Source organism: Mucilaginibacter sp. PAMC 26640 (assembly GCA_001596135.1).
Lineage (GTDB): Bacteria > Bacteroidota > Bacteroidia > Sphingobacteriales > Sphingobacteriaceae > Mucilaginibacter.
Genome location: CP014773.1, coordinates 468,213 through 492,263, shown reverse-complemented (window position 1 = coordinate 492,263; position 24,051 = coordinate 468,213). Strand labels below are relative to the sequence as shown.

General features: G+C 46.0%; 15 protein-coding genes, 2 tRNA genes and 3 rRNA genes. 6 read left to right on the top strand and 14 right to left on the bottom strand.

Features of this window, described 5'->3' with window-relative positions; genetic code table 11:
• Window positions 1-8 precede the first annotated feature (8 nt).
• From A0256_02155 to A0256_02145, 3 genes are read right to left on the bottom strand one after another with little or no spacing between them, the layout of a single operon-like run.
• Window positions 9-521, bottom strand: coding sequence for a shikimate kinase (locus A0256_02155; GenBank protein AMR30301.1), 513 nt, complete (start codon window positions 519-521; stop codon window positions 9-11).
• Window positions 518-1,669, bottom strand: a complete 1,152-nt coding sequence (locus tag A0256_02150) for a DoxX family protein (GenBank protein AMR30300.1) — start codon at window positions 1,667-1,669, stop codon at window positions 518-520. The genes A0256_02155 and A0256_02150 overlap by 4 nt, the downstream gene beginning before the upstream one ends.
• The gene (locus A0256_02145) at window positions 1,666-2,148 is read right to left on the bottom strand and encodes a hypothetical protein (GenBank protein ID AMR34400.1); all 483 of its coding nucleotides are present in this window, start codon (window positions 2,146-2,148) and stop codon (window positions 1,666-1,668) included. The genes A0256_02150 and A0256_02145 overlap by 4 nt, the downstream gene beginning before the upstream one ends.
• 139 nt (window positions 2,149-2,287) lie before the next feature.
• Here A0256_02145 and A0256_02140 point away from each other — a divergent pair, with 139 nt between their 5' ends.
• Window positions 2,288-3,145: a dihydropteroate synthase gene (locus A0256_02140; GenBank protein AMR30299.1), complete on the top strand. Its 858-nt coding sequence runs from the start codon at window positions 2,288-2,290 to the stop codon at window positions 3,143-3,145.
• A gap of 55 nt (window positions 3,146-3,200) precedes the next feature.
• On the opposite strand, the gene A0256_02135 is transcribed toward A0256_02140, so the two are convergent.
• The 9 genes from A0256_02135 to A0256_02095 form a co-directional block, all read right to left on the bottom strand.
• Window positions 3,201-3,584, bottom strand: a complete 384-nt coding sequence (locus tag A0256_02135) for a hypothetical protein (protein ID AMR30298.1) — start codon at window positions 3,582-3,584, stop codon at window positions 3,201-3,203.
• A 55-nt stretch (window positions 3,585-3,639) separates the two neighbouring features.
• Entirely contained in the window at window positions 3,640-5,175 is a 1,536-nt protein-coding gene (locus A0256_02130) for a hypothetical protein (GenBank protein AMR30297.1), read from the bottom strand.
• A 113-nt stretch (window positions 5,176-5,288) separates the two neighbouring features.
• Window positions 5,289-6,029: an ABC transporter ATP-binding protein gene (locus A0256_02125; GenBank protein AMR34399.1), complete on the bottom strand. Its 741-nt coding sequence runs from the start codon at window positions 6,027-6,029 to the stop codon at window positions 5,289-5,291.
• A 132-nt stretch (window positions 6,030-6,161) separates the two neighbouring features.
• The gene (locus A0256_02120; GenBank protein ID AMR30296.1) at window positions 6,162-7,865 is read right to left on the bottom strand and encodes a single-stranded-DNA-specific exonuclease RecJ; all 1,704 of its coding nucleotides are present in this window, start codon (window positions 7,863-7,865) and stop codon (window positions 6,162-6,164) included.
• Between the two features lie 312 nt (window positions 7,866-8,177).
• The gene (locus A0256_02115) at window positions 8,178-8,453 is read right to left on the bottom strand and encodes a hypothetical protein (protein AMR30295.1); all 276 of its coding nucleotides are present in this window, start codon (window positions 8,451-8,453) and stop codon (window positions 8,178-8,180) included.
• A 397-nt stretch (window positions 8,454-8,850) separates the two neighbouring features.
• Window positions 8,851-9,744, bottom strand: a complete 894-nt coding sequence (locus A0256_02110) for a hypothetical protein (protein AMR30294.1) — start codon at window positions 9,742-9,744, stop codon at window positions 8,851-8,853.
• Window positions 9,741-10,940 carry a phosphopantothenoylcysteine decarboxylase gene (locus tag A0256_02105; GenBank protein AMR30293.1) on the bottom strand — a complete coding sequence of 400 codons (1,200 nt, stop codon included), beginning with the start codon at window positions 10,938-10,940 and terminating at the stop codon, window positions 9,741-9,743. The genes A0256_02110 and A0256_02105 overlap by 4 nt, the downstream gene beginning before the upstream one ends.
• Before the next feature lie 157 nt (window positions 10,941-11,097).
• Complete coding sequence (locus tag A0256_02100; protein ID AMR30292.1) at window positions 11,098-11,433, bottom strand: RNA polymerase Rpb6; 336 nt, start codon at window positions 11,431-11,433, stop codon at window positions 11,098-11,100.
• Between the two features lie 26 nt (window positions 11,434-11,459).
• Window positions 11,460-12,389: a hypothetical protein gene (locus A0256_02095; protein ID AMR30291.1), complete on the bottom strand. Its 930-nt coding sequence runs from the start codon at window positions 12,387-12,389 to the stop codon at window positions 11,460-11,462.
• Between the two features lie 1,109 nt (window positions 12,390-13,498).
• On the opposite strand from A0256_02095, the gene A0256_02090 reads away from it, so the two are divergent.
• From A0256_02090 to rrf, 5 genes are all read left to right on the top strand, one after another.
• Window positions 13,499-15,028 (top strand): 16S ribosomal RNA (locus A0256_02090).
• Between the two features lie 159 nt (window positions 15,029-15,187).
• Window positions 15,188-15,265 (top strand) — tRNA-Ile (locus A0256_02085).
• An 87-nt stretch (window positions 15,266-15,352) separates the two neighbouring features.
• Window positions 15,353-15,429 (top strand) — tRNA-Ala (locus tag A0256_02080).
• Between the two features lie 275 nt (window positions 15,430-15,704).
• Window positions 15,705-18,588, top strand: a 23S ribosomal RNA gene (locus A0256_02075).
• Window positions 18,589-18,887: 299 nt separating this feature from the next.
• Window positions 18,888-18,999, top strand: a 5S ribosomal RNA gene (rrf, locus tag A0256_02070).
• Together the 16S, 23S and 5S rRNA genes with 2 tRNA genes alongside form the textbook arrangement of a ribosomal RNA operon.
• Before the next feature lie 1,640 nt (window positions 19,000-20,639).
• Here the strand turns inward: rrf and A0256_02065 are convergent.
• Together A0256_02065 and A0256_02060 are read right to left on the bottom strand one after the other, a co-directional pair.
• The gene (locus A0256_02065; GenBank protein ID AMR34398.1) at window positions 20,640-22,541 is read right to left on the bottom strand and encodes a molecular chaperone DnaK; all 1,902 of its coding nucleotides are present in this window, start codon (window positions 22,539-22,541) and stop codon (window positions 20,640-20,642) included.
• A gap of 267 nt (window positions 22,542-22,808) precedes the next feature.
• Window positions 22,809-23,882, bottom strand: coding sequence for a hypothetical protein (locus A0256_02060; protein ID AMR30290.1), 1,074 nt, complete (start codon window positions 23,880-23,882; stop codon window positions 22,809-22,811).
• Between the last annotated feature and the right edge of the window lie 169 nt (window positions 23,883-24,051).

Sequence of the window (24,051 nt, the reverse complement as noted above, 5' to 3'; positions counted from 1 at the left end):
GGATTATACTAAATGGCCTTGAGTCCCACAATCTCCATCAGCCCCTCCACACTCATATCTATCCCGCTTACCAGGTGTGTTGCCTGTGCATAATATCCCTCGCGCTCTGCCAGTTTGTGTTCAATAAAAGCGACCAGTTCTTCCCCCTTTTTACCTTGTAAAACCGGGCGCGGTGTTTTTGCATTTTCTAACCGGGAGGCCAGTGCTTTAGGCGATAGCTGGATATACAACGTTTGGCCGTTGCTGTTCATCCACTCCATATGATCGAAAAAGCAGGGCAATCCACCACCGGTAGATACGATCACATTTTCGGCGTAGTCTGTTTGCTTTAATACTTCCGACTCCAGTTTTCTGAATGCATCTTCACCATGGGTAGAAAAATATTCGGGTATGGTCATGCCCACCTTTGCCTCCAAAGCATGGTCCAAATCAATAAAATCGTAACCCAAACCTGCCGCCAGTTTTTTGCCCCAGCTAGTTTTGCCACAGCCCATGAAGCCAATTAAGTATATCCGGTTCATGGCTTGCTAAAATATTGTTTCACCAGGTCATCATATTCGGGCAGGCTATGATAATGCCATTTGTTTACTACCGTGCCATTCTTCATCAACATAATTCCGGGGTTAGCCCGCACCATTGATTTTAATGGTACGCCGTCTGCATAAAACAGCTCGCTTACCAGTTTGTATTTTTTGGCAAATGCCTGGGCACTTTGCGGTACATTAGACGTAAGAAGTACCACCCGGGTATTATAGTTTTGGATGAGATTGGCTGCTAAGGCGTTGATTTTGCCCATTGCGTCAGCGTTTGTTTCATCCAGATCGTAAGCAACAATAAACAGACTGTAAAAAGGACTGGATAAAAGTTCCTGGTTGTAGCTATTGCCCTCCGCATCCTGTATAGCCAGATCTACAATTTTTGGCTGAAAGCCTTTTTTTATCAAACGGCTTTCCGGGTTGCCCTCAATCTGCCAGTTGGTATCTTTCCAAATGGCGGTCTTTAAGTATTCTTTATCGCTCATTACCTTGGTATCGCCTGTCTTTTTATTCTTCAGATGATAGGTAACTTCATATTCGTCAGGTATGGCGCCGGGCGGAGTTTTCATTTCATCCGGAAGGTTAGCACCAACTTTATAAGGCAGGAAATCTACTATTGGTAAAAAGTTGTAAGTGTATAAGCCAAAACCGATGGAAAGTGCGGCGGCAGTAACCAGGAGTTTATCCCCTGTTTTTTGATTAACCAGCGCGGGGATGATCTTACGGTTAACAAAAAGCACCAGCACCAAAGCCAATAACACCATATCTTTACCGAACGATTGCCACGGCGTAAGCGGTATGGCATCGCCAAAGCAACCGCAGGTTTGAACTACCTTAAAAAAGGCCGAGTAAAAAGTAAGGAAGCCAAAAAATACGATGAGCAGCAATAAGCCCCAAACCACTTTTACCGAACGGGTGCCCACCAGTAAAGCAAATCCCAGCAGCATTTCCAGCCCGCATAATATAATGGACATGCCAAGTGCAAAGCCATTTAAAAAGGTAAGGTGAAATACCTCAAAGTATTCTTCCAGCTTGTAAGAAAAACCCAGCGGGTCGTTCGCTTTGATCAGCCCCGAGAAGATGAACAGTAAGCCGACAGCCAACCTGCAAAACCAAATTAATCCGTTCTTCATTTTACGCCCAGTTTGATTAGTGCAAAAACCGAGTAGTTCAGCATATCCTGGTAGTTGGCTTTTACCCCTTCGGATGCCAGGGTATGCCCGTCGTTATCTTCAATTTGCTTAACGCGAAGGATCTTCATCAAAATCAGATCGGTTAGCGAACTGATCCGCATATCACGCCAGGCTTCACCGTAATCATGATTTTTGGCAAACATCAGCTCCTTAGTTTCAATAACTTTCGCATCAAACATATGCTCCACATGATCTGGCTTCAATTCATAGGCCGTTTCGGGTGTACTCTCCAGTTGCATCATCGCAATAACGCAATAGTTAACAATGCCTATGTATTCGCCGGTAATGTCATCACCTACTTTAGAGATCTTCTTTTCTTCCAGTGTGCGGATGCGCTGGGCCTTAATAAAAATCTGGTCGGTGATGGATTGTGGCCTTAAAATGCGCCATGCGGTACCGTAATCGCGGGTCTTTTTCATGAAAAGGCCTTTGCAAACGGTAATAACGGCTTCATATTCTGCTGCGGTGTTGCTCAAAGTTTGTACAAGTTATAGTTGTTGTAAGGGTTGCGGATGTTGTAAATTTGATACTTATAACATTTACAATCCTTAGAACTTAATGACCGCTAAAGATACATTTTTTCAGAAAAAAGTTACGCTGAATGCTGGCGGTAAATTGATCGACCTCTCATCTCCAAGCGTGATGGGCATCATTAACATTACCCCCGACTCTTTTTACGCCGGCAGCCGTGCGATAGATACGACAAGTATACTAAAGCAGGCAGAAAAGATGTTGGTTGACGGGGCAGCTTTTTTAGATCTTGGCGCATATTCCTCCCGTCCGGGTGCCACAGATATATCAACGCAGGAAGAAACCGACCGGCTGATCCCGGCTGTGAGCGCTATTTCGAAGGAATTTCCTGATGCAATTTTGTCGATAGATACTTTTAGAGCGGCAGTAGCTGAGGCGGCAATCAATGCCGGCTCGCATATCATTAACGATATCTCCGGTGGGGCGTTGGATGAAGGGATGTTTGGCATGGTTGCAAAATTACGGGTGCCTTATATTTTAATGCATATGAAGGGCAGCCCGCAAAACATGGTACAGCAAGCGCAGTATGAAAATGTTTTTGCCGAGGTATTTGATTACTTCGTGCAAAAAATTTACCAGCTGAAACAACTTGGAGTTCACGATATCATCATCGATCCGGGTTTTGGTTTTGCCAAAACTGCAGAGCAGGGCTATGCCCTGATGAATCGGATGGGCGAATTCAATTTGCTACAGCTGCCGGTTTTAGCCGGCATATCGCGTAAGCGAATGATCTATGGTTTATTAGGCACCACTGCCGCAGATGCGTTAAACGGAACCACGGTTTTAAATACCATCGCCTTAACCAAAGGGGCTGATATACTAAGAGCACACGATGTAAAAGAAGCGGTGGAAGCAGTAAAGATCTGGCAAGCCACAAATCGGTAATCTATAGCTATCCTATTAACCACAGAGCAGCCCTAGCGAATAGATTACCTAATGTTTACTTGATCCGGACATAGGTATAAGTAGGGCCGTCGGCAACAGAGGTGCCTATCAAAATCGTATCGCCCTTTATGGCAAAAGCATCCTGGTATTCGGGGTTGGTGAAAATAATAGTGCCATTATTGTAACCGTTGTAACTGCCGGTAATGCTGATGCGGTAGTCACCCTGGTTAACCACTTTATTTTCAGTATATTTTTGATAAGTTCCCTTATTAAAGAACTGGTATTTGTTGCCATTGCCGGTGGCAAAATTTTGAGGGATTCCCCATCCGGGGGACAGATTTCTGAGTTCCCAGGTACCTACTTCAGGGCTTGGTAAATAATCTTTAGAGCAAGCTGCCAGGCAAATTGCTACGGTAAAAAAGAATAAAGCTTTTTTCATCGTGGTTGGTTTTATACCATTACGGGCAACGCAGACAAAACGCTACTGATAAATATTAATTTTTTGAAAGTGCCACAGGTGTTTCCAGCATTTTCAATATGGCATCCACGTAATCGCGGTTATTGGCCAGTCGCGGTACTTTATGCTGGCCGCCCAGTTTGCCTTTCTGTTTCATCCAGTTAAAAAATGTGCCTTCCGCAACTTTATGCACTATGGGGCGGCGCAGGGCCATATCTTTAAACCGCTTGGCATCATAATCGGAGTTAACCCGGCGCAGGGTGCTATCCAGCAGATCCACAAAGCGCTCAAACTCGGCGGGTTGTTTTTCAAATTCTATCAACCACTCATGCGATCCGCATTCGTCGTCGTTAAAATAAACGGGGGCAGCAGTATAATCGCGGATGATGGCACCGGTTTGCGCGCAAGCTTCGGCAAGTGCCCGTTCGGCATTGTCTATGATCAGTTCTTCGCCAAAGGCATTGATGAAGTGTTTGGTACGGCCGGTAATTTGGATGCGGTAGGGCAGCAGTGAAGTGAATCTAACCGTATCGCCAATCATATAGCGCCAAAGGCCGGCATTGGTGCTGATGATGAGCGCATAATTTTTCCCCAACTCTACCTCATCCAGGGTAAGTGTTATCGGATCCTCGTGGTTTAAATATTCCAGCGGCATAAATTCGTAGAAGATCCCGTAATCCAGCATCAGGAGCATATCTCCAGGTTCTTCCAGATCCTGAATCCCGAAGAAGCCTTCGGAAGCATTATAGGTTTCAATATAATACATGTCATCATCGGGAATCAGTTTTTTAAACTGCTCGCGGTAGGGGGTAAAGTTTACTGCACCATGGAAATACAGCTCGAGGTTGGGCCAAACCTCCAGCAGGTTCTTTTTCCCGGTGATTTCGAGAATGCGTTTAAATAGCAGGATATTCCAGGTAGGCACCCCGCTAATGCTCGTAACATTTACATCCTTGGTGGCATAGGCCATTTTCTCTATCTTCTCCTCAAAGTTTTCCAGCAGAGCAATATCCAGGTGTGGGGTACGATAGAATTCTGCCCAAAGGGGCAGGTTTTTCATAATTACCGCAGAAAGATCACCAAAGGACGCATCTGCGTTTAGCTGACTGATCTGGTGACTGCCGCCGAGGGTTAAGCTTTTACCTGTAAATATGCGGGCATCGGGCCGGTTATTAAAGTAGATGGTAAGCATGTCTTTACCACCTTTAAAGTGGCACTCCTCCAATGATTCTTCGCTCACCGGGATGAACTTGCTCCGGTCGCTGGTGGTGCCAGATGATTTGGCAAACCAGCGGATCTCTGAGGGCCAAAGTACATTTTGCTCGCCTTTCAGCATCCGCTCAATGTAAGGTTTCAGGGTATCATAATTCTGGATGGGCACCTGGCGTTTAAAATCAGCCAGGCTTTCAATACTTTTATAATGGTGCTTTTTACCCCATTCGGTATTTTCGGCACCGGCTATCAGCCGTTCAAACCACTCTTCTTGTACTTCGTTTGGGTACTTCATGAAAAGCTCGATCTGGTGGATCCGTTTTTTCATGAACCAGGTAAATACAGAATTAATGATGGTCATGTTTGCCCTTTTCTCTTTTGGTTAGTGTTTACTGTTCGCGGAGCGTGATTTTGTAAATGCCCCGAACAAGCCCGAACAAGCCCGAACAAAATGCGGATTAAAGCTAAATAAAATTATTGAGCAAAAGTTTTTCTCTTCAAAACGAAATTTGCGCCGAGGTAAACTTTACGCACCATTTCGTTAGCGGCCAGTATTTCCGGCACGCCGGATTCCAAGATCTTTCCTTCAAATAAAAGGTAGGCACGGTCGGTGATCGAGAGCGTTTCCTGTACGTTGTGGTCGGTAATAAGGATGCCGATATTGCGGTGCCTTAATTTAGCTACCATTGCCTGGATCTCTTCCACGGCAATAGGATCTACGCCGGCAAAGGGTTCATCCAGCAGGATAAAGTTGGGCTCGGCCGCAAGAGCACGGGCAATTTCAGTACGGCGGCGCTCGCCACCGCTTAGCAGGTCGCCGCGGTTTCTGCGTACCTTGTGTAAGCTGAACTCATCTATCAGCTCCTCCAGTTTGTCGCTTTGCTGATCTTTTGGCATTTTGCCCATTTCCAGCACGGCTTTAATATTATCTTCCACGGAAAGTTTACGGAAAACGGATGCTTCCTGTGCCAGGTAGCCAATGCCTTTTTGGGCACGGCGGTACATCGGGTCGCCGGTGATCTCCTGGTCGTCTAAAAAGATCTTGCCCTCGTTGGGTTTAATCAATCCTACGATCATGTAAAAGGAGGTGGTTTTACCGGCACCATTTGGCCCAAGCAAACCCACAATTTCGCCCTGCGCTACATTAAAGGTAACATCGTTAACAACGCTGCGCTGCTTATATTTTTTAACTAAGTTTTCTGCTCTTAGGATCATAATTGTCTGCACCATGATTCTCCTGATTCATGGATTTTCGTGATTAATGTGTATTTGTAAATGCGGAGGTCTTTGTGTGCATAAACGCTTAATATCCGGTTATAGTGCTAACTAACCGCTATTCTCCATTCACTAATCGCCAAACCTTATTCCCTTTATATTCAACTGGATACTCCGCTGATCGCGCCAGATGTTCTCTTCTATGCTGTAGCAAACGTCGAAAAGTACATTAGATTTCAGCAGGGGCAGGTATTCGCCATGGTTAAAAGCGATGCAACTAAACGCGGCCGAACCCGGCTGCATAATGCTCATTTTAAGGTGACTGCCACCCACTAAGCCCGGATTGCCGCTAACATACACATTTTTGGTTAGGAACACCGGTGCCATATTCTCGGGCCCGAACGGTGAGAACTGGTTCATCACCCGGAAGAATTTGGAGTCGATATCCGTTAAAGCGATCTCGGCATCTATCAGGATCTGCTGAATTAGCTGCTCATCTGTTATGGTGCTGCCCACCACTTCTTCAAATTTATCTATAAAGGCTGGTACATCCTCTGGTCGCATGGTAAGGCCAGCTGCGTATTTGTGTCCGCCAAACTGGATGAGCAAATCGCTGCATCCGCATAATGCTTCATACAGGTCATACCCTAACACCGAGCGCGCCGAACCCGCCACATGCCCGTTAGACCGGGTAAGCACAATGGTTGGGCGATAATATTTTTCGGTAAGGCGGGAGGCAACGATGCCGATTACGCCCTTGTGCCAGTTTTCGTTAAAAACCACTGTACTTTTACGGCCGATGAGTATTGCATCATTATCGATCATACTTAAAGCTTCCTCGCTGATCTGCTTATCATGCCCTTTACGTTCCTGGTTTTTGATATTGATGAGCAAGCCTTTTTCCTTGGCCTGGTCCTCGTTGCAGGCAATCAACAGTTCCACTGCATGTTTGGCATCATCTATCCGGCCGGCTGCATTGATACGCGGACCTAATAAAAATACTACATCGCTGATGGTATAGGTGGTACCGCGACCGGCAACCTCCATCAGCATTTTTACACCGATGCAGGGGTTTTCGTTGATCTTTTTCAATCCAAAATAGGCCATCACCCGGTTCTCTCCGGTAATGTGCACAATATCGCAGGCAATACTAATTGCGGCCAGGTCGAAGTACTGGCTTACTTCCTCAAAGGGTAAATCATGCGTTTCTACATAAGCCTGTACCAGTTTTAAGCCAATACCGCAGCCGGAAAGTTCTTTGTACGGATACTGACAATCTGATCTTTTAGGATCCAGTACTGCAACGGCAGCCGGCAATTCTTCGCCCGGTAAGTGGTGATCGCAGATGATAAAATCTATACCCAGCGTGTTGGCATAAGCAACCTTATCTACCGATTTAATACCGCAGTCTAAAGCGATGATCAGCCCAAACCCGTTAGCGGCCGCGTAATCGATGCCGATGGTTGAAATGCCATAGCCCTCTTTATACCTGTCGGGAATGTAGTATGCAATATGAGCGTGGTGTTTGGCAAAAAAGCTGTATACCAATGCAACAGCGGTGGTGCCATCCACGTCGTAATCGCCGTAGATCATTACCTTTTCGCCTTTAGCGATGGCTTCATCGATACGTACAATAGCCTTTTCCATATCCTGCATCAGGAAAGGATCGTGCAGGTGAAGTTCGCTGGGGCGGAAAAAGTAACGGGCCTCCTCAAAATCGTTAATGCCGCGGTGGGCAAGCATGTTACTTAAAACAGGGCTAATACTTAGCTGCTCAGTCAATTGCTCTACTACAGACGCATCTGCCGCATCTTTAATTACCCACCGTTTAGCCATAAATTAGTATCCGTTTTAATTAGGTAAAGATAGGGCTTTGGGCCGAAAGGGGAAGGAGGGTTGACAGATTTCTTACAAAGACGCGAATCGATCCGCCTACATGGAAATGAAGGAACCATTAATAGAGAACACGATTTTAATTGAGGGGACAGCGTTATGAAGGATGAATTAGGCTAAGCCCAGCGGCGATGTATCAGCCGTCTTTTTAAACCATTAGGAATGGGAAGCGAAAGGCTTTAGCAAAACCTGGTAAGTCTTACTAAAGCCTCAAAGTTATTTTTGATTTGGTAGCGTTAGCCGGGCGATGGCTTTCTAAAACTTGGTAAGTTCTTCCTTTTCACCCGGTTTATCCCCTTCGCGTTCTACGGTAATTGTGCACTCGGTTAGCAATGCCGCAGCGGCACCAATCGCGGCAAATACCGGCGCGACCAGCAGGCCTACCAGCCCGTAATTTACAGGGAAGCTCATGATCTCCTTGCCTGAATGATCAGTGATTGTGATCTTGGTAACGTTGCCCTCGGCAATAAGTTCTTTTACCTTTTTTACGATGCTTTCACCGTTTATAGAGAATGATTCTTTTGTTGCCATAATTTACAGGTTTGTATTGTGGTTTATGATGTCAATATTTTGATTTAGAGTGCACTAGGTATCGAATTGTTACAAGACCAATTATGGATTTACCTTGCCTGATATGATTTAGCGTTACCTGTGATGTACGATGGAAGCAAAGAAATGATCGGGAATGTCTTGAAAATCAACCCGTAACTAGTGAGTATTGTTAAGAGTCATGACGAAGAGTAATTTTCGCGTTAGCGATTGCAGCGGAAACCCCGGAATGAAGCACCGCTTCTATCGGCGGCGCGGAATGAGGAGTTGAAGCGTAAAGCGCGGGCCGGAGGCAACGCCATTAAAATAAAATGGATGAAACTCAATTACCCCACACGTAAAATTATGCTCCCCCTTCAGGGGGCTGTGGGGCTGCTCTTTACTTCAGCGTTTCGTATTTATTACCGTTACTTGGGTCGGCTTGGGATAGTATATTACGGGCCTGTGCTTTATCCTGCGGCGGCGCTCCGCTAAAAATTGATACCATTTCGTCATCCTTAGCGGTGAAAAAAGCAAGCGGGAAATAAGAGCCAAGCCGCTTCCGGTCTACCTGGATAAGCTGGGGCAAAACCGCGAGAATGGCTTTGCGCCCTTTCTGTTTATTGTCTGCCATTACATCCAATCCATTGCGGTGGTAATCATAAATAATGCTGCGCAGGTTATTATAGATCTTGTTGTTTAAATTCTCAGATAACCAGTAGCGATTGATATTGCTATCGAAAGCCTTCCAGCCTTTAAAGGATGAGGTTTGCGCGGTAATGGCCACGTTTTGGGCCGCCAGAAAATAATTGCTGCCGCCATAGCGCGAGAACGAATCATAATCCAGCCCTACGATGATATAGGCATAGAACGCCATGATGGAGCTGAGGTTGCTTTGAAAATTCTGGTCACTGTAATCAATTGTTTGTCCTTCGGTATAACTAAAATCAACATCGCGGTCGTTAATGTTGAGCAGCGTAGTGGAATAACTGGCATTATAAACCGGGCGTGATGATTGTACCTGCAGTTCGCAGCTGAAATTGCTGCCGCCATCCCAGTTGTTAACGGTAAGCACGAAGTTACAGGCAATGCGCTCCTGCGGACCAATCACATCTGCCGACCATTTGCGGCCGTTAAGGAAATCCTTCATGGCGGTTTCCAGTGTGCCGAAAATGCGCTTGTTGCTAGCCTGTATTTTGGGCGCCAGTATTTTTACCCGCGCGTTTAAATCCTGGGCCTTTGCCAGGCAGCAGGCAAATATCAAAGTGGTAACAAGCAGGTAGCGTTTTATCATTTTAGCAGTTGGATAAATTTAGCACAAATATCTTTTGCTACCTCATTTTTATTTTTCAGTCCGAACACTGTTTTGTTCAGGTTCCTGTCAATCATGGTGATCTTGTTCGTGTCGGTTTGAAACCCCGCGCCGGCATCGTTTAATGAATTCAGTACGATCAGATCCAGGTTTTTACTTTTCAGTTTTGCAATAGCGTGTTCTTCTTCGTTATTGGTTTCCAGCGCAAAACCTATCAGTACCTGCTCATCGCGTTTGTTAGTGCCGAGGGTTTTTAAAATATCGGTCGTTTTTTTTAGCTGGATGTTCAAATCGCCATCTTGCTTTTTTATCTTTTGCGAAGCCACATCAGCGGGGGTATAGTCTGCTACAGCGGCACACATAATACAGCCATTGGCTTGGGCAAAATTGGTTTCGCACGCTAACAGCATATCGGCAGCGCTGGTTACATTTATACGGGTAATGCTCTTGTATATGCTTTTTTGTGCGGTTGGCCCGGCAATCAAAATAACATCTGCACCCAGTGAAGCCAGTTCATCGGCAATGGCAAAGCCCATTTTGCCCGAGGAGTGGTTGCCGATAAAGCGCACCGGGTCTATCGCCTCATAAGTTGGGCCGGCTGTAACCAGCACTTTGTAATTAGCCAGCGGAAGTTTTTGTATGATGTCAGCTTCTATAAAGGATATAATCTCTTCGGGTTCGGCCATGCGGCCCTCACCGTGTAGTCCGCTTGCCAGTTCTCCGCTACCGGGCGGGATCAATATATTACCGAAGGATTTAATGTGGAGGATGTTTTGTTGTGTAGCATCATGCTTCCACATATCCAGATCCATTGCCGGTGCAAAATATACCGGGCATTTAGCAGAAAGGTAAACTGCTGTAAGTAAATTGTTTACCAATCCGCCAGCCATTTTGGCCATTGTATTCGCGCTTGCCGGGGCAATAATCATCATATCGCCCCAAAGGCCCAGCTCTACATGGTTGTTCCACTCACCGGTTTCAGGCTTAAAGTATTCGCTGTATACGGGGCGTTTAGAAAGGGTAGATAGAGTAAGCGGCGTGATAAAGTTAGTCGCATCCGGCGTCATAACCACCTGCACCTGCGCGCCGGCCTTAACCAATAAACGCACCAGCGTAGCCGACTTATAAGCCGCTATGCTGCCACAAACTGCAAGGATAATCTTTTTAGATTCTAACATATTATCGAGCCCCAACCCCCTGAAGGGGGAGTTGAAGTTGAATGCTTCTAAAGCGAAACAAAAGTAAAATTAACAAAAAAAAACTCCCTTTGGGGGAGTTTAAAATATCTGGCAAATCAAAAGCTCCCCCTTTAATGGGTTGGGGGCCCTGCCCTGCTTATTGCTGTTCTTTGTTCGGGTTGCGGTAGTAAACCTTGTCATCTAAAAATTCCTGCACAGCTACCAGGGTAGGTTTAGGTAATTTTTCGTAATATTTAGAGATTTCTATCTGCTCGCGGTTTTCAAAAACTTCTTCCAGGTTATCATTTGCTGATGCAAACTCAGAAAGTTTTTGGTGTAACTCTTCCTTTATATTGTTTGATATCTGGTTTGCCCTTTTTGACATAATTACAAGCGACTCATAGATATTGTCGGTTTTCACATCCAGTTCACGCAGGTCACGTGTTACGGTGCTGCTGGCTACAGCTGGCTTATTTGTGTTGTTGGTTGTCATGTCTGTTAATTAAAATGCTTTATATATTAATATGGTATTTTCTGGTTATCCCTGTCCTTAATGCTTGGTGGCTGGGTTTTGGTAGTATCCTTTTTAGCAACCTTTTCTGCCAGTTTTGGGTTGTAGGCAATTTCGGCCAAAATCCGTTTTGCTGTAACAATACCGCGTTCGCTGTCTCTTTTGTACGTTGCGGCTTCTTTTGCCCATTTGCTGGTTGGGTATTTCTCTGCAAACTGGTCTGCATAACCAATGGTCTGGTTAAACCGTTCTTCCTGGCGCTGCTCGCTGCTCACCAGCGAATACCGGTACTGGGCCTGTATCGTTAAATAGTCAAGCTCTTCAGCATATTTTGTATCGGGGTAATCGCGCAAGGTGTTGTTAAACGCAATCACGGCTGATTGGAAATCACCGATGGTTAAATATAGCTTGGCATTTTCGTAAGCTTTGCGTTCCAGTTTATCACGCAGATTTTGGATCAGCTTACTGGCTTCCGTAACACGGTCGCTTTTAGGGTAAAGGTTAATAAACAACTGCAGGCTCTCAATCGCTTTGGTGGTGTTCTCCTGGTCTAGAGAATATATCGGCGAATCCAGGTAAAAGCAATAAGCTGCAATAAAGCGGCACTCCTCTGCCCTTGGGCTGGTAGGATAGGTATCTGCAAATGTTTTAAAGTGATAACGTGCGCTGGTATAATCCTTAAGTTTATAATTAGTATAAGCGTAGTAGTAATAAAGGTCTTCAGCACCGGCACGGCCGCGGTATAAGGTAACCAGGTCTTCAAATAAACCAAGTGCTTTGCTGTAATCTTTTTTATTGTAAAACTTTACCGCTTCAGAATATTTCTTGGCGTTATCGTTACTGGCCTTTAGCTTTTCGTATTTGCTTTTACAACTGCCAAGCGTAATCATCAAAAGTATCAGTACGCCCGAAATTATGTGTAGTTGTTTTTTAAACATTTTGCAAAGATAGTTGAATATTATAAATCAGTCAATTATTTATTTAGTGGACGAATATATAACGAGGTTTTCGTACCTTATATATAAGGACTGTGGATTTAACATCTTTTAACGTTGTGGAGGGTAATGGCGATAGTCTACTATTGCCAGCTGTTAGCGGAGCAGGAGCAGGCCGGGTGGTCTATCTGATGAATGGTGGTATGTGATATATAGTATATCTGTATATAGTATATATAAAGTACGAATGGGGAGCATGTAATTGTGCAGATCATTATATATAAGGTACTATGCGTATTGCTATGGCGTTGCCTTCGGCCCGCGCTTTCCGCTGCAACTCCTCGTTTCGTGCCGCTGAAAGAAGCGTCACTACACTGCGGGGTTTCCGCTACAATCGCTAACGCGGCGCTGCAAAAACCGGTTGAGCGACATTTTAGGTTATAAAAGATAGCTGTGAGCTAATTTATACACCAGGCTGCTTTACTTGAATGAGGGTGGGAAAATACCATTTTGTATAACTTAAGGTAGTCTTGCTTTTATGGGTTGCCCTTATCTATCGCCATCATCGCTTGCCCGCCGGTATTGTTTCATTTTTTTATTATTGATATACAGTGTGTTAAAGATACACCAAAAAAAAGAGTAGTAAGTAGTTTGGAAATACGGTTGTGGTTGTTACCTTTGCACCCCGCAAACGAGGTAACGAGGAAGCGGTAGTACATTGAAAAGAGTTAGAAAAGGGGCAAACAAAAAATAAAAAATAAAGTTTGCGAAACACAAAATCTTTTCTACCTTTGCAATCCCAAAACGAGGGAGAAAAAATCGGAAGCGGTTTTGGAAAAGGAGTTAGGGGCCGGGAGCAATTCCTGGTAACAAAATAATGAAAGTTTAAGCATCGCAATGATGTAATGACATATAGGGAGTCTGCGACAGACTACTCAACAAGTTCTTAAAAGAGATAGAAAATAAAATTATGCAGCGTAACGGTTGAGAGACGGTTAGCTGAAGAAAAAAGAAGCTTAAAAGATCAAATAGCGGATAATGTAAGAGAATATTTTTTTTTACAAGTTTCTATTGATTGAGTTTAATAGGGCTTGGAGCAAACAACAACATTATACAATGGAGAGTTTGATCCTGGCTCAGGATGAACGCTAGCGGCAGGCCTAATACATGCAAGTCGGACGGGATTTGGGAGCTTGCTCCTGATGAGAGTGGCGCACGGGTGCGTAACACGTATGTAACCTACCTTAATCTGGGGGATAGCCTCTCGAAAGAGAGATTAACACCGCATAACATCACATTGCGGCATTGCAGAGTGATCAAATATTTATAGGATTAAGATGGGCATGCGGAACATTAGCTAGTTGGTAAGGTAATGGCTTACCAAGGCTACGATGTTTAGGGGATCTGAGAGGATGACCCCCCACACTGGTACTGAGACACGGACCAGACTCCTACGGGAGGCAGCAGTAAGGAATATTGGTCAATGGGCGGAAGCCTGAACCAGCCATGCCGCGTGCAGGAAGACGGCCCTACGGGTTGTAAACTGCTTTTGTACCGGAATAAACCTTTCTTCGTGAAGAGAGCTGAATGTACGGTAAGAATAAGGATCGGCTAACTCCGTGCCAGCAGCCGCGGTAATACGGAGGATCCGAGCGTTATCCGGATTTATTGGGTTTAAAGGGTGCGTAGGCGGCCAGTTAAGTCAGGGGTGAAAGACGGTAGCTCAACTATCGCAGTGCCTTTGATACTGACGGGCTTGAATACACTTGAGGTAGGCGGAATGTGACAAGTAGCGGTGAAATGCATAGATATGTCACAGAACACCAATTGCGAAGGCAGCTTACTAAAGTGTGATTGACGCTGAGGCACGAAAGCGTGGGGATCAAACAGGATTAGATACCCTGGTAGTCCACGCCCTAAACGATGAATACTCGATGTTGGCGATATACGGTCAGCGTCTAAGCGAAAGCGTTAAGTATTCCACCTGGGGAGTACGCCCGCAAGGGTGAAACTCAAAGGAATTGACGGGGGCCCGCACAAGCGGAGGAGCATGTGGTTTAATTCGATGATACGCGAGGAACCTTACCCGGGCTTGAAAGTTAGTGAATGATCCAGAGACGGATCAGCTCTTCGGAGCACGAAACTAGGTGCTGCATGGCTGTCGTCAGCTCGTGCCGTGAGGTGTTGGGTTAAGTCCCGCAACGAGCGCAACCCCTATGTTTAGTTGCCAGCACGTTAAGGTGGGGACTCTAAACAGACTGCCTATGCAAATAGAGAGGAAGGAGGGGACGACGTCAAGTCATCATGGCCCTTACGTCCGGGGCTACACACGTGCTACAATGGATGGTACAGCGGGCAGCTACCTGGCAACAGGATGCCAATCTCGTAAAGCCATTCACAGTTCGGATCGGGGTCTGCAACTCGACCCCGTGAAGTTGGATTCGCTAGTAATCGCGTATCAGCAATGACGCGGTGAATACGTTCCCGGGCCTTGTACACACCGCCCGTCAAGCCATGGAAGCTGGAAGTGCCTGAAGTGCGTAACCGTAAGGAGCGTCCTAGGGTAAAGTCGGTAACTGGGGCTAAGTCGTAACAAGGTAGCCGTACCGGAAGGTGTGGCTGGAATACCTCCTTTCTGGAGCATTATCCGCAGATCTAAAGCAACAAAATCTTTTTTCAGAAGTAAACGGTAACGAATTGTTACCTGCATGATTATTTTCTTATTAACTCTAAAAAACAACCCGGAAGATGAAGCCATCAGTGGTTCAGCCATTAGAGTGGCAGTATTGTAGGTAAAAAACAGTCCTGTAGCTCAGCTTGGTTAGAGCACTACACTGATAATGTAGGGGTCAGCAGTTCAAATCTGCTCGGGACTACGATAGGCGAGTATTAAGTAGCAAGTATCAGGTATCAAGACACCAACAGGTGTGAATACGCAATACGAGGCACTGCATACGAATCTGAAAGGGGGATTAGCTCAGCTGGCTAGAGCACCTGCCTTGCACGCAGGGGGTCAACGGTTCGAATCCGTTATTCTCCACGATGCTTCGCAGTAGCAAGTAGCTGGTATCAAGTAGCAAGATAAGTCTTGATACGATACTAACGACTTGATACGAACAAGCAAAACGTTCTTTGACATATTGGAAGAAGTAAATTAAAGAGAAAACAACAGTAGAGGACTGTTGCAGGCTTTAAAAGATCAACGGAAGGTTGAAAGGTAACCAGGACTTCGGTCTTGCTACTTGATACTAACTACTTGATACGATAAACGGCAGCATAATCAAAAAGCATACAGTGGTGAGCAAAAGCATCACAAGTATAGAAGAAAGTAAGAAAGGGTACACGGGGGATGCCTTGGCTCTCAGAGGCGATGAAAGACGTGATAAGCTGCGATAAGCTGCGGGGATCAGCAAATATGAATTGATCCGCAGATTTCTGAATGGGGAAACCTAACTAATTGAAGATTAGTTGCAAATATGCGCAAACCTGCTGAACTGAAACATCTAAGTAAGCAGAGGAAGAGAAAATAATAATGATTTCCTGAGTAGTGGCGAGCGAAAGGGAAGAAGCCCAAACCGGATATGTTACGGCATATCCGGGGTTGTAGGACCACAACATGAATATCAAACAAAACCGGAACGGGGTGGGAAACCCGGCCATAGAGCATGAGAGCTGCGTACGGGTAATGAATGATAGGATAGTGGTATCCTGAGTACCGCGAGGTCGGAGACGCCTTGTGGGAATCTGCCGGCACCATCCGGTAAGGCTAAATACTCCTGAGAGACCGATAGTGAACCAGTACCGTGAGGGAAAGGTGAAAAGAACCCCGAACAGGGGAGTGAAATAGAACCTGAAACCGTGTACTTACAAGCGGTCGGAGCGGACATGTTCCGTGACGGCGTGCCTTTTGCATAATGAGCCTACGAGTTACTCTTCTCTGGCAAGGTTAAGTGTTTAAGACACGGATCCGAAGCGAAAGCGAGTCTGAATAGGGCGTATAGTCAGAGGAGGTAGACGCGAAACCTTGTGATCTACCCATGAGCAGGTTGAAGGTGCCGTAACAGGTACTGGAGGACCGAACCGATAAACGTTGAAAAGTTTCCGGATGACTTGTGGGTAGGGGTGAAAGGCTAATCAAACTGGGAAATAGCTCGTACTCCCCGAAATGTTTTTAGGAACAGCGTGGTGGTAAAGTTATACAGAGGTAGAGCTACTAATTGGGTGCGGGGGAGTCAAATCCTACCAAATCCAGATAAACTCCGAATGCTGTATAATATACACTGCAGTGAGGCTATGGGTGCTAAGGTCCATGGCCGAGAGGGAAAGAACCCAGACCATCAGCTAAGGTCCCCAAATTAACGCTAAGTTGAACTAACGAGGTCCGATTGCACAGACAGCTAGGATGTTGGCTTGGAAGCAGCCATTCATTTAAAGAGTGCGTAACAGCTCACTAGTCGAGCGATCGGGCATGGATAATAAACGGGCATTAAGCGTTATACCGAAGCTATGGATTATATCTCACGATATACTGGTAGGGGAGCATTCTAATTGCCGGTGAAGCAGGAAAGACAATTGACTGTGGAGGAATTAGAAAAGCAAATGTAGGCATAAGTAACGATAAGGCGGGAGAGAAACCCGCCCACCGAAAGACTAAGGTTTCCTGATCAACGCTAATCGGATCAGGGTTAGTCGGGGCCTAAGGTGAAGCCGAAGGGCGTAGCCGATGGACAACTGGTTAATATTCCAGTACTTTTTATAACTGCGATGCGGTGACGGAGTAGTGACACTGACGCGAACTGACGGAATAGTTCGTTAAAGGCCGTAGGTATAGGTTTGGTAGTTAAGTACGCCAGACTTGCTGAAAGCTGATAGTATACTGAGCCTTCGGGTAAGGTAATAGTTCAGGTAATCAGACTTCCAAGAAAACCCGCTAAGCTTCAGGTTATAAAAACCCGTACCGTAAACCGACACAGGTAGTCGAGGAGAGGATCCTAAGGTGCTCGAGTGAATCATGGCTAAGGAACTCGGCAAAATGGCCCTGTAACTTCGGGAGAAGGGGCGCTGGTAGCAATATCAGCCGCAGTGAAAAGGCCCAGGCGACTGTTTAACAAAAACACATGGCTATGCAAAATCGAAAGATGACGTATATGGCCTGACACCTGCCCGGTGCCGGAAGGTTAAGAGGGGATGTTAGGAGCAATTCGAAGCATTGAATCGAAGCCCCGGTAAACGGCGGCCGTAACTATAACGGTCCTAAGGTAGCGAAATTCCTTGTCGGGTAAGTTCCGACCTGCACGAATGGTGTAACGATCTGGGCGCTGTCTCAGCCATGAGCTCGGTGAAATTGTGGTATCGGTGAAGACGCCGGTTACCCGCAACGGGACGGAAAGACCCCATGCACCTTCACTACAACTTAACATTGATATCGGATACAGGATGTGTAGGATAGGTGGGAGACTGTGATCATGCTTCGCCAGGAGTATGTTAGTCAACGTTGAAATACCACCCTTTCTGTATTTGGTGTCTAACGCTGGAAACGGCGAACATTGTTTGGCGGGTAGTTTGACTGGGGTGGTCGCCTCCAAAAAGGTAACGGAGGCTTTCAAAGGTAAGCTCAGTACGCTTGGTAACCGTACGCGGAGTGCAATAGCATAAGCTTGCTTGACTGTGAGGCAGACAAGCCGAGCAGGGTCGAAAGACGGATATAGTGATCCGGTGGTTCTGCATGGAAGGGCCATCGCTCAAAGGATAAAAGGTACGCTGGGGATAACAGGCTGATCTCCCCCAAGAGCTCATATCGACGGGGAGGTTTGGCACCTCGATGTCGGCTCGTCACATCCTGGGGCTGGAGAAGGTCCCAAGGGTTGAGCTGTTCGCTCATTAAAGTGGCACGCGAGCTGGGTTCAGAACGTCGCGAGACAGTTCGGTCCCTATCTGTTGTGGGCGTTGGAAGTTTGAGTGGGGCTGACCTTAGTACGAGAGGACCGGGTTGGACTAACCTCTGGTGAATCTGTTATGGCGCCAGCTGTATTGCAGAGTAGCTACGTTGGGAATAGATAAGCGCTGAAAGCATCTAAGTGCGAAACTAGCCACAAGATGAGACTTCCATTGAGGATCGTAGCAGACTACTACGTTGATAGGTTACAGGTATAAAGGTGGTGACATCAAAGCCGAGTAATACTAATAATCCGAAGCTTTCTCATAGCAGGTAATTAAAGGTGTTAGAGATACAAGACCGTAAGATCCGGGAACCAGGAGCAATCCTAAGACCGAAATCCGATCTCTTGCCTCTGACACCTCAACACAAAGCTGTTGTTTTCTCTTAAAACTTACTTCTTTCAATAATATGTCATTGTTTGCTATCAGTAGCAAGTAGTTAGTATCAAGTATCAAGATATAACTACCCTGCATGGATAGAAACAAATAAAAAACCGTTAGCGATGTAGCTAAGATCAAGTCTTGATACTTGATACTAACTACTTGATACTAACAAAAAGGTATTCAGGTGCCTATATCGGCGGTGTCCACCTCTTCCCATTCCGAACAGAGAAGTTAAGCCCGCCAGAGCCGATGGTACTGCAGTAAAATGTGGGAGAGTAGGTCGGTGCCCAATCTTAAAGTTAAACCCCCTTGCGTAAGCTTGGGGGTTTCTTTATTTATACCCCTTTTTCCAACTAATACCCCCGCCGCCATCCCGAACTTGTTTCGGGAACCCCACAGGACACGCCCCCAGCATGCATTCCCTACTCCCGCCGTCATCCCGAACTTGTTTCGGGAACCCACAGGACAGGTTGCCGTCTTTTAATTATATCTCGTAAATTAACTAAACCCGTTCCGCTCATTGCCGCGGGGGCTATTTCTTTTGAGGCATCAAAAGAAACAAAAATGCTTTCAGCAGAGAGGCTTCTTTGCGCACAGGCCTTTACCCTGCAAAGCGGGCAGCATCACGGGCTGCAAATTCTTGCCCCACTTGCGTTCCCGCAAACCCCTCGCTTCTGCAAGTTTTGCTATGAACTAGCCACCCCTCAGTCCAACTTATTCTGCCCACTTTCGGCCGAAGCTGCTCTGCTGACATGCTATAAACATCCCGTGACATTGCATTTCGGAACCGATTACTGGCTCGCGCGTGTTTCAAGTTACCCGGCAGCAATCGCGCATGCATCAACTGTCCTCCTCACCACCATGTCATTGCGAGCGATAGCGTGGCAATCTCACAGGACATATTGCCAACATACACACCCACGCCATCATCCCGAACTTGTTTCGGAACACCACAGGACAAGTTGCCGACATGCACCCCCCCGCCGCCATCCCGAACTTGTTTCGGGACCCCACAGGACAGGCCCCCAGCATGCACACCACCCGCCGTCATCCCGAACTTGTTTTGGACCCCATAGGACAGGCCCCCAGCATACCTACCCCCGCTCCGTCATCCCGAACTTGTTTCGGGACCCCACAGGACAGGTAGCCAGCATACATACCCCCGCCGTAATCCCGAACTTGTTTCGGGAACCCACAGGACACGCCCCCAGCATACATTCCCTATCCCCGCCGTCATCCCGAACTTGTTTCGGGACCCCACAGGACATATCGCCGTCTTTTATTATATTCTCGTAAATTAACTAAACAAGTTCCGCTCATTGCCGCGGGGGCTACCAGTTTTTCGCTGTTTTATTTTAAAAAAGTGCTCAAGAAGGTTGCGCCGTTTTGCTGCACCAAAAAGTAACAAAAAGTGCTTTCAGCAGAGAGGCTTCTTTGCGGACGGGCCTTTACCCTGCAAAGCGGGCAGCATCACGGGCTGCAAATTCTTGCCCCACTTGCGTTCCCGCAAACCCCTCGCTTCTGCAAGTTTGCTATGCCCCTACCATTCTTCAGTCCACTTTATTCTGCCCGCTTTCGGCCGAACCTATTCTGCTGACATGCTGTAAACATCGTGTAACATTGCATTTCGGAAACTGATTGTTGGCTCGCGCCTGCCGCGCAGAAATAGCATTTGTACCATTCCTCGTCAGCCCTATTATTAGGCGTCTTTCTGCCAAAGTTGCTCTGCGACTATCGGAGCCTTCCGTTCACTATAAACCTGATTGCAGCGGATACCGGCCCTTGTGCTTAAGGCCTGCGCAGTATGAGCGGAAAGCGGGGCGGAACCTAACCTATCATTCACAACAGCATCTTTACCATTTAATTTAAACACAAAACCCCGGCTGATTGCTCAACCGGGGTTCTGTGGTATTGTTATCTTACTGAAGGGAATTACTTCACTTCTTCAAAGTCAACATCTGTTACGTTGTCAGCATTGCCTTCTGCATGTGGCTGGCCTGCGTCAGGAGCGCCTTGTTGCTGGCCACCATCTGCTGATGCTTTGTACATGTCTTCAGAAGCAGCTGTCCATGCAGTATTTAATTCTGCCTGTGCGGTTTCGATAGCGTCGAAATCTTTCGCTGAGTAAGCAGCTTTCAATTTCTCTAAGCCAGATTCGATAGCGCCTTTTTTATCTGCAGGAATCTTATCACCGTACTCTTTCAGTTGTTTTTCTGTAGAGAAGATCAAGGCATCGGCACCGTTCAGTTTTTCAACTTCTTCTTTAGCCTTTTTGTCCGAATCAGCATTCGCTTCTGCTTCGTCCTTCATCTTTTTGATCTCTGCATCAGTTAAGCCTGATGAAGCTTCGATACGGATCTTTTGCTCTTTACCGGTTGCTTTATCTTTTGCAGATACATGCAATATACCGTTAGCATCAATATCAAAGGTTACTTCTACCTGTGGTACACCACGAGGTGCTGGTGGAATACCATCCAGGTGGAAACGACCTATGGTACGGTTACCCTGTGCCATTGGGCGCTCTCCCTGTAATATATGGATCTCTACTGATGGCTGATTATCGCTGGCAGTTGAGAAAGTTTCTGATTTTTTAGTTGGGATAGTTGTGTTAGATTCGATCAGTTTGGTCATTACTCCACCCATTGTTTCGATACCCAATGATAATGGGGTAACATCTAATAACAACACATCTTTAACCTCACCAGTTAATACACCACCTTGTATAGCAGCACCGATAGCTACAACTTCATCCGGGTTAACACCTTTTGAAGGCGATTTCCCAAAGAATTTTTGTACAGCATCCTGGATAGCAGGGATACGGGTAGAACCACCTACCAGGATCACTTCGTCGATATCAGAAACGTTGTAACCTGCATTTTTCAATGCGGTACGGCAAGGCTCAATCGTACGTTTTATCAGGCTGTCGGCCAGTTGCTCAAATTTAGCACGGGTTAAAGTTTTAACCAAGTGCTTAGGCACGCCATCATTAGCAGTAATGTATGGAAGGTTGATCTCTGTTTGAGTTGAGCTTGATAATTCAATTTTAGCTTTCTCAGCAGATTCTTTTAAACGTTGTAAAGCCATTGGGTCTTTACGCAGATCAACACCTTCGTCACTTTTAAATTCATCTGCCATCCAGTCGATAATTACCTGGTCAAAGTCATCACCACCTAAGTGTGTATCACCATCGGTAGATTTTACTTCGAACACGCCATCGCCTAATTCAAGGATAGAAACGTCATGTGTACCACCACCGCAATCAAATACGGCAATTTTCATATCCTTATGTGCTTTATCCAAGCCGTAAGCAAGGGCAGCAGCAGTAGGCTCGTTGATGATACGGCGAACTTTTAAACCAGCAATTTCACCGGCTTCTTTAGTTGCCTGGCGCTGTGCATCGTTAAAATAAGCAGGTACAGTAATAACCGCTTCAGTAACTTCATGGCCTAAGAAATCTTCTGCAGTTTTCTTCATTTTCTGAAGGATCATGGCAGAAAGTTCCTGTGGTGTATATTTACGGTCGCCGATTTCTACACGAGGGGTGTTGTTGTCACCTTTAACCACGTTGTAAGGCATGCGCTCAGCTTCTTTAGTAACCTCGTTGAACTGGTTACCCATGAAGCGTTTAATAGAAGATATAGTTTTTGTTGGGTTGGTGATAGCCTGGCGTTTTGCCGGATCGCCAACTTTACGTTCGCCATCGTTTACAAAAGCAACTACTGACGGCGTAGTACGTTTACCTTCACTGTTAGCTATAACAACAGGCTCGTTGCCTTCCATTACAGCAACGCAGGAATTGGTTGTTCCTAAGTCGATTCCAATTATTTTAGACATATTATTGATTGATTTTTTACTAATTAAGTGCTTAACCGTATTTATCAATGGTTGTGCCAATACCTTAATGGCAGTAAAAAAAGGTGGAATTGGCAGTAAAGTTACAAGGAGTCAGGGGGTGTTACACTGTGGTGACAGGTTGGCAGAAGACTTGGTGTGCGGATTTCAGATGTACAGATTTCAGATGTGCAGATGTTAAGAGAAGATAAAAACGTAGAGACGCAATATTTTGCATCTCTACTTGCAAATTCGCCGATGTCTAAAAACTCAATTATTTACCGGCGCTACCCTTTCCATCTCCAACTTCAATTCCTTACCCCCTAATTTTCCAAACAGCGTTTTCATTTCGCCATTGCCTGGAGTGATCGTAGCACTAAGCGTATCTTTCCTGGGGTATTGAAATGCTACATAGATTTCTTTGGTGTTTGGGTTGTACTTATACGCTCCGATTAATTTGTTTCTGTAATCTGGATAGCCCAAAACAAGGTCGTAGCGATCGATAAAGACATGGGTGAGCACGCTGTCCCGGCAAACTGCCTGGGTCTGATCGATATTGTTGATGATTACCCGCTTCACTTCATATTTTCCGGTTATTTCGGAGTAGTTGGTTGGGTAATGGTGCATGGACAGGGCGAGCGCGGGGATAAGTAATACTGATGCTTTTATGGCATAACCAACACCTTGCCTGCGAAAATTATACAATGGAGCGCTACCGCTGGCGATCAGGAAGAATTCGACCAGTCTGCGGTACTCCAGCAGGATGAGGTAAATTAATGCAAGCACTTCGAGCGTAACATATACCTGAACCAGTAAGTTGAGGTAGTAGAGATCCAACAAGAGGATGTTTAGGAGCATGGGCAGTAACACGAAAGCGCCCACCAGCCGGGTTTTTCGGAACAGCAGCAGCAGGCCGCCAAGAATTTCTATCGAGGCTATGATATCCACCATAGAATGATAGCGACCCATGAATGCCCACATCAGCATTTCATTGGGGATGGCTGTAAAAGGATCGTCGAGCATGCCTAATGGCACGTAAAACTGCAGGTGGCAAAACTTTTGTCCGCCAAACATCACCATATCCAGCGCGAGTGTGTAACGCACAGCATTTTGCCAAAAAGCGGTATGATTGGTATTATCCATAGCGCCCTTTTTGGCTTTGCTTTTCCAAACAAAGGTTAATATAAAAACAGTAAGCAAATATATAAGCACTACGCCATACAATATCAGCGGTGATATATCCTCACCCAGGGCGACCCTGATTGCGCGGGTGAAAACGATAGCGCCCAGTACGGCAGCAATAAATGTTGCCCAGGCAAGGGAGGAAAAAGGTTTTCGTTCCATAATACATTGTGTTGATTGGTTGGCACAATGTTAAGCACCTGGGCAATGTACGTCGTTCGGATTTATCCAACAGAACGTGTTTGTGATGTAGAGACGCAATATTTTTCGTCGCCCAATCGCAAATCGACAATGCAAGTATGGTACGCAAAGTGTTGCGTTGCTACCGGGA

Excerpts from the sequence above, each read along its gene's own strand:
- A0256_02155 (AMR30301.1), bottom strand. The coding sequence starts at position 521 with ATGAACCGGATATACTTAATTGGCTTCATGGGCTGTGGCAAAACTAGC.
- A0256_02150 (AMR30300.1), bottom strand. The coding sequence starts at position 1,669 with ATGAAGAACGGATTAATTTGGTTTTGCAGGTTGGCTGTCGGCTTACTG.
- A0256_02145 (AMR34400.1), bottom strand. The coding sequence starts at position 2,148 with ATGAAAAAGACCCGCGATTACGGTACCGCATGGCGCATTTTAAGGCCA.
- A0256_02140 (AMR30299.1), top strand. The coding sequence starts at position 2,288 with ATGACCGCTAAAGATACATTTTTTCAGAAAAAAGTTACGCTGAATGCT.
- A0256_02135 (AMR30298.1), bottom strand. The coding sequence starts at position 3,584 with ATGAAAAAAGCTTTATTCTTTTTTACCGTAGCAATTTGCCTGGCAGCT.
- A0256_02130 (AMR30297.1), bottom strand. The coding sequence starts at position 5,175 with ATGACCATCATTAATTCTGTATTTACCTGGTTCATGAAAAAACGGATC.
- A0256_02125 (AMR34399.1), bottom strand. The coding sequence starts at position 6,029 with ATGATCCTAAGAGCAGAAAACTTAGTTAAAAAATATAAGCAGCGCAGC.
- A0256_02120 (AMR30296.1), bottom strand. The coding sequence starts at position 7,865 with ATGGCTAAACGGTGGGTAATTAAAGATGCGGCAGATGCGTCTGTAGTA.
- A0256_02115 (AMR30295.1), bottom strand. The coding sequence starts at position 8,453 with ATGGCAACAAAAGAATCATTCTCTATAAACGGTGAAAGCATCGTAAAA.
- A0256_02110 (AMR30294.1), bottom strand. The coding sequence starts at position 9,744 with ATGATAAAACGCTACCTGCTTGTTACCACTTTGATATTTGCCTGCTGC.
- A0256_02105 (AMR30293.1), bottom strand. The coding sequence starts at position 10,940 with ATGTTAGAATCTAAAAAGATTATCCTTGCAGTTTGTGGCAGCATAGCG.
- A0256_02100 (AMR30292.1), bottom strand. The coding sequence starts at position 11,433 with ATGACAACCAACAACACAAATAAGCCAGCTGTAGCCAGCAGCACCGTA.
- A0256_02095 (AMR30291.1), bottom strand. The coding sequence starts at position 12,389 with ATGTTTAAAAAACAACTACACATAATTTCGGGCGTACTGATACTTTTG.
- A0256_02065 (AMR34398.1), bottom strand. The coding sequence starts at position 22,541 with ATGTCTAAAATAATTGGAATCGACTTAGGAACAACCAATTCCTGCGTT.
- A0256_02060 (AMR30290.1), bottom strand. The coding sequence starts at position 23,882 with ATGGAACGAAAACCTTTTTCCTCCCTTGCCTGGGCAACATTTATTGCT.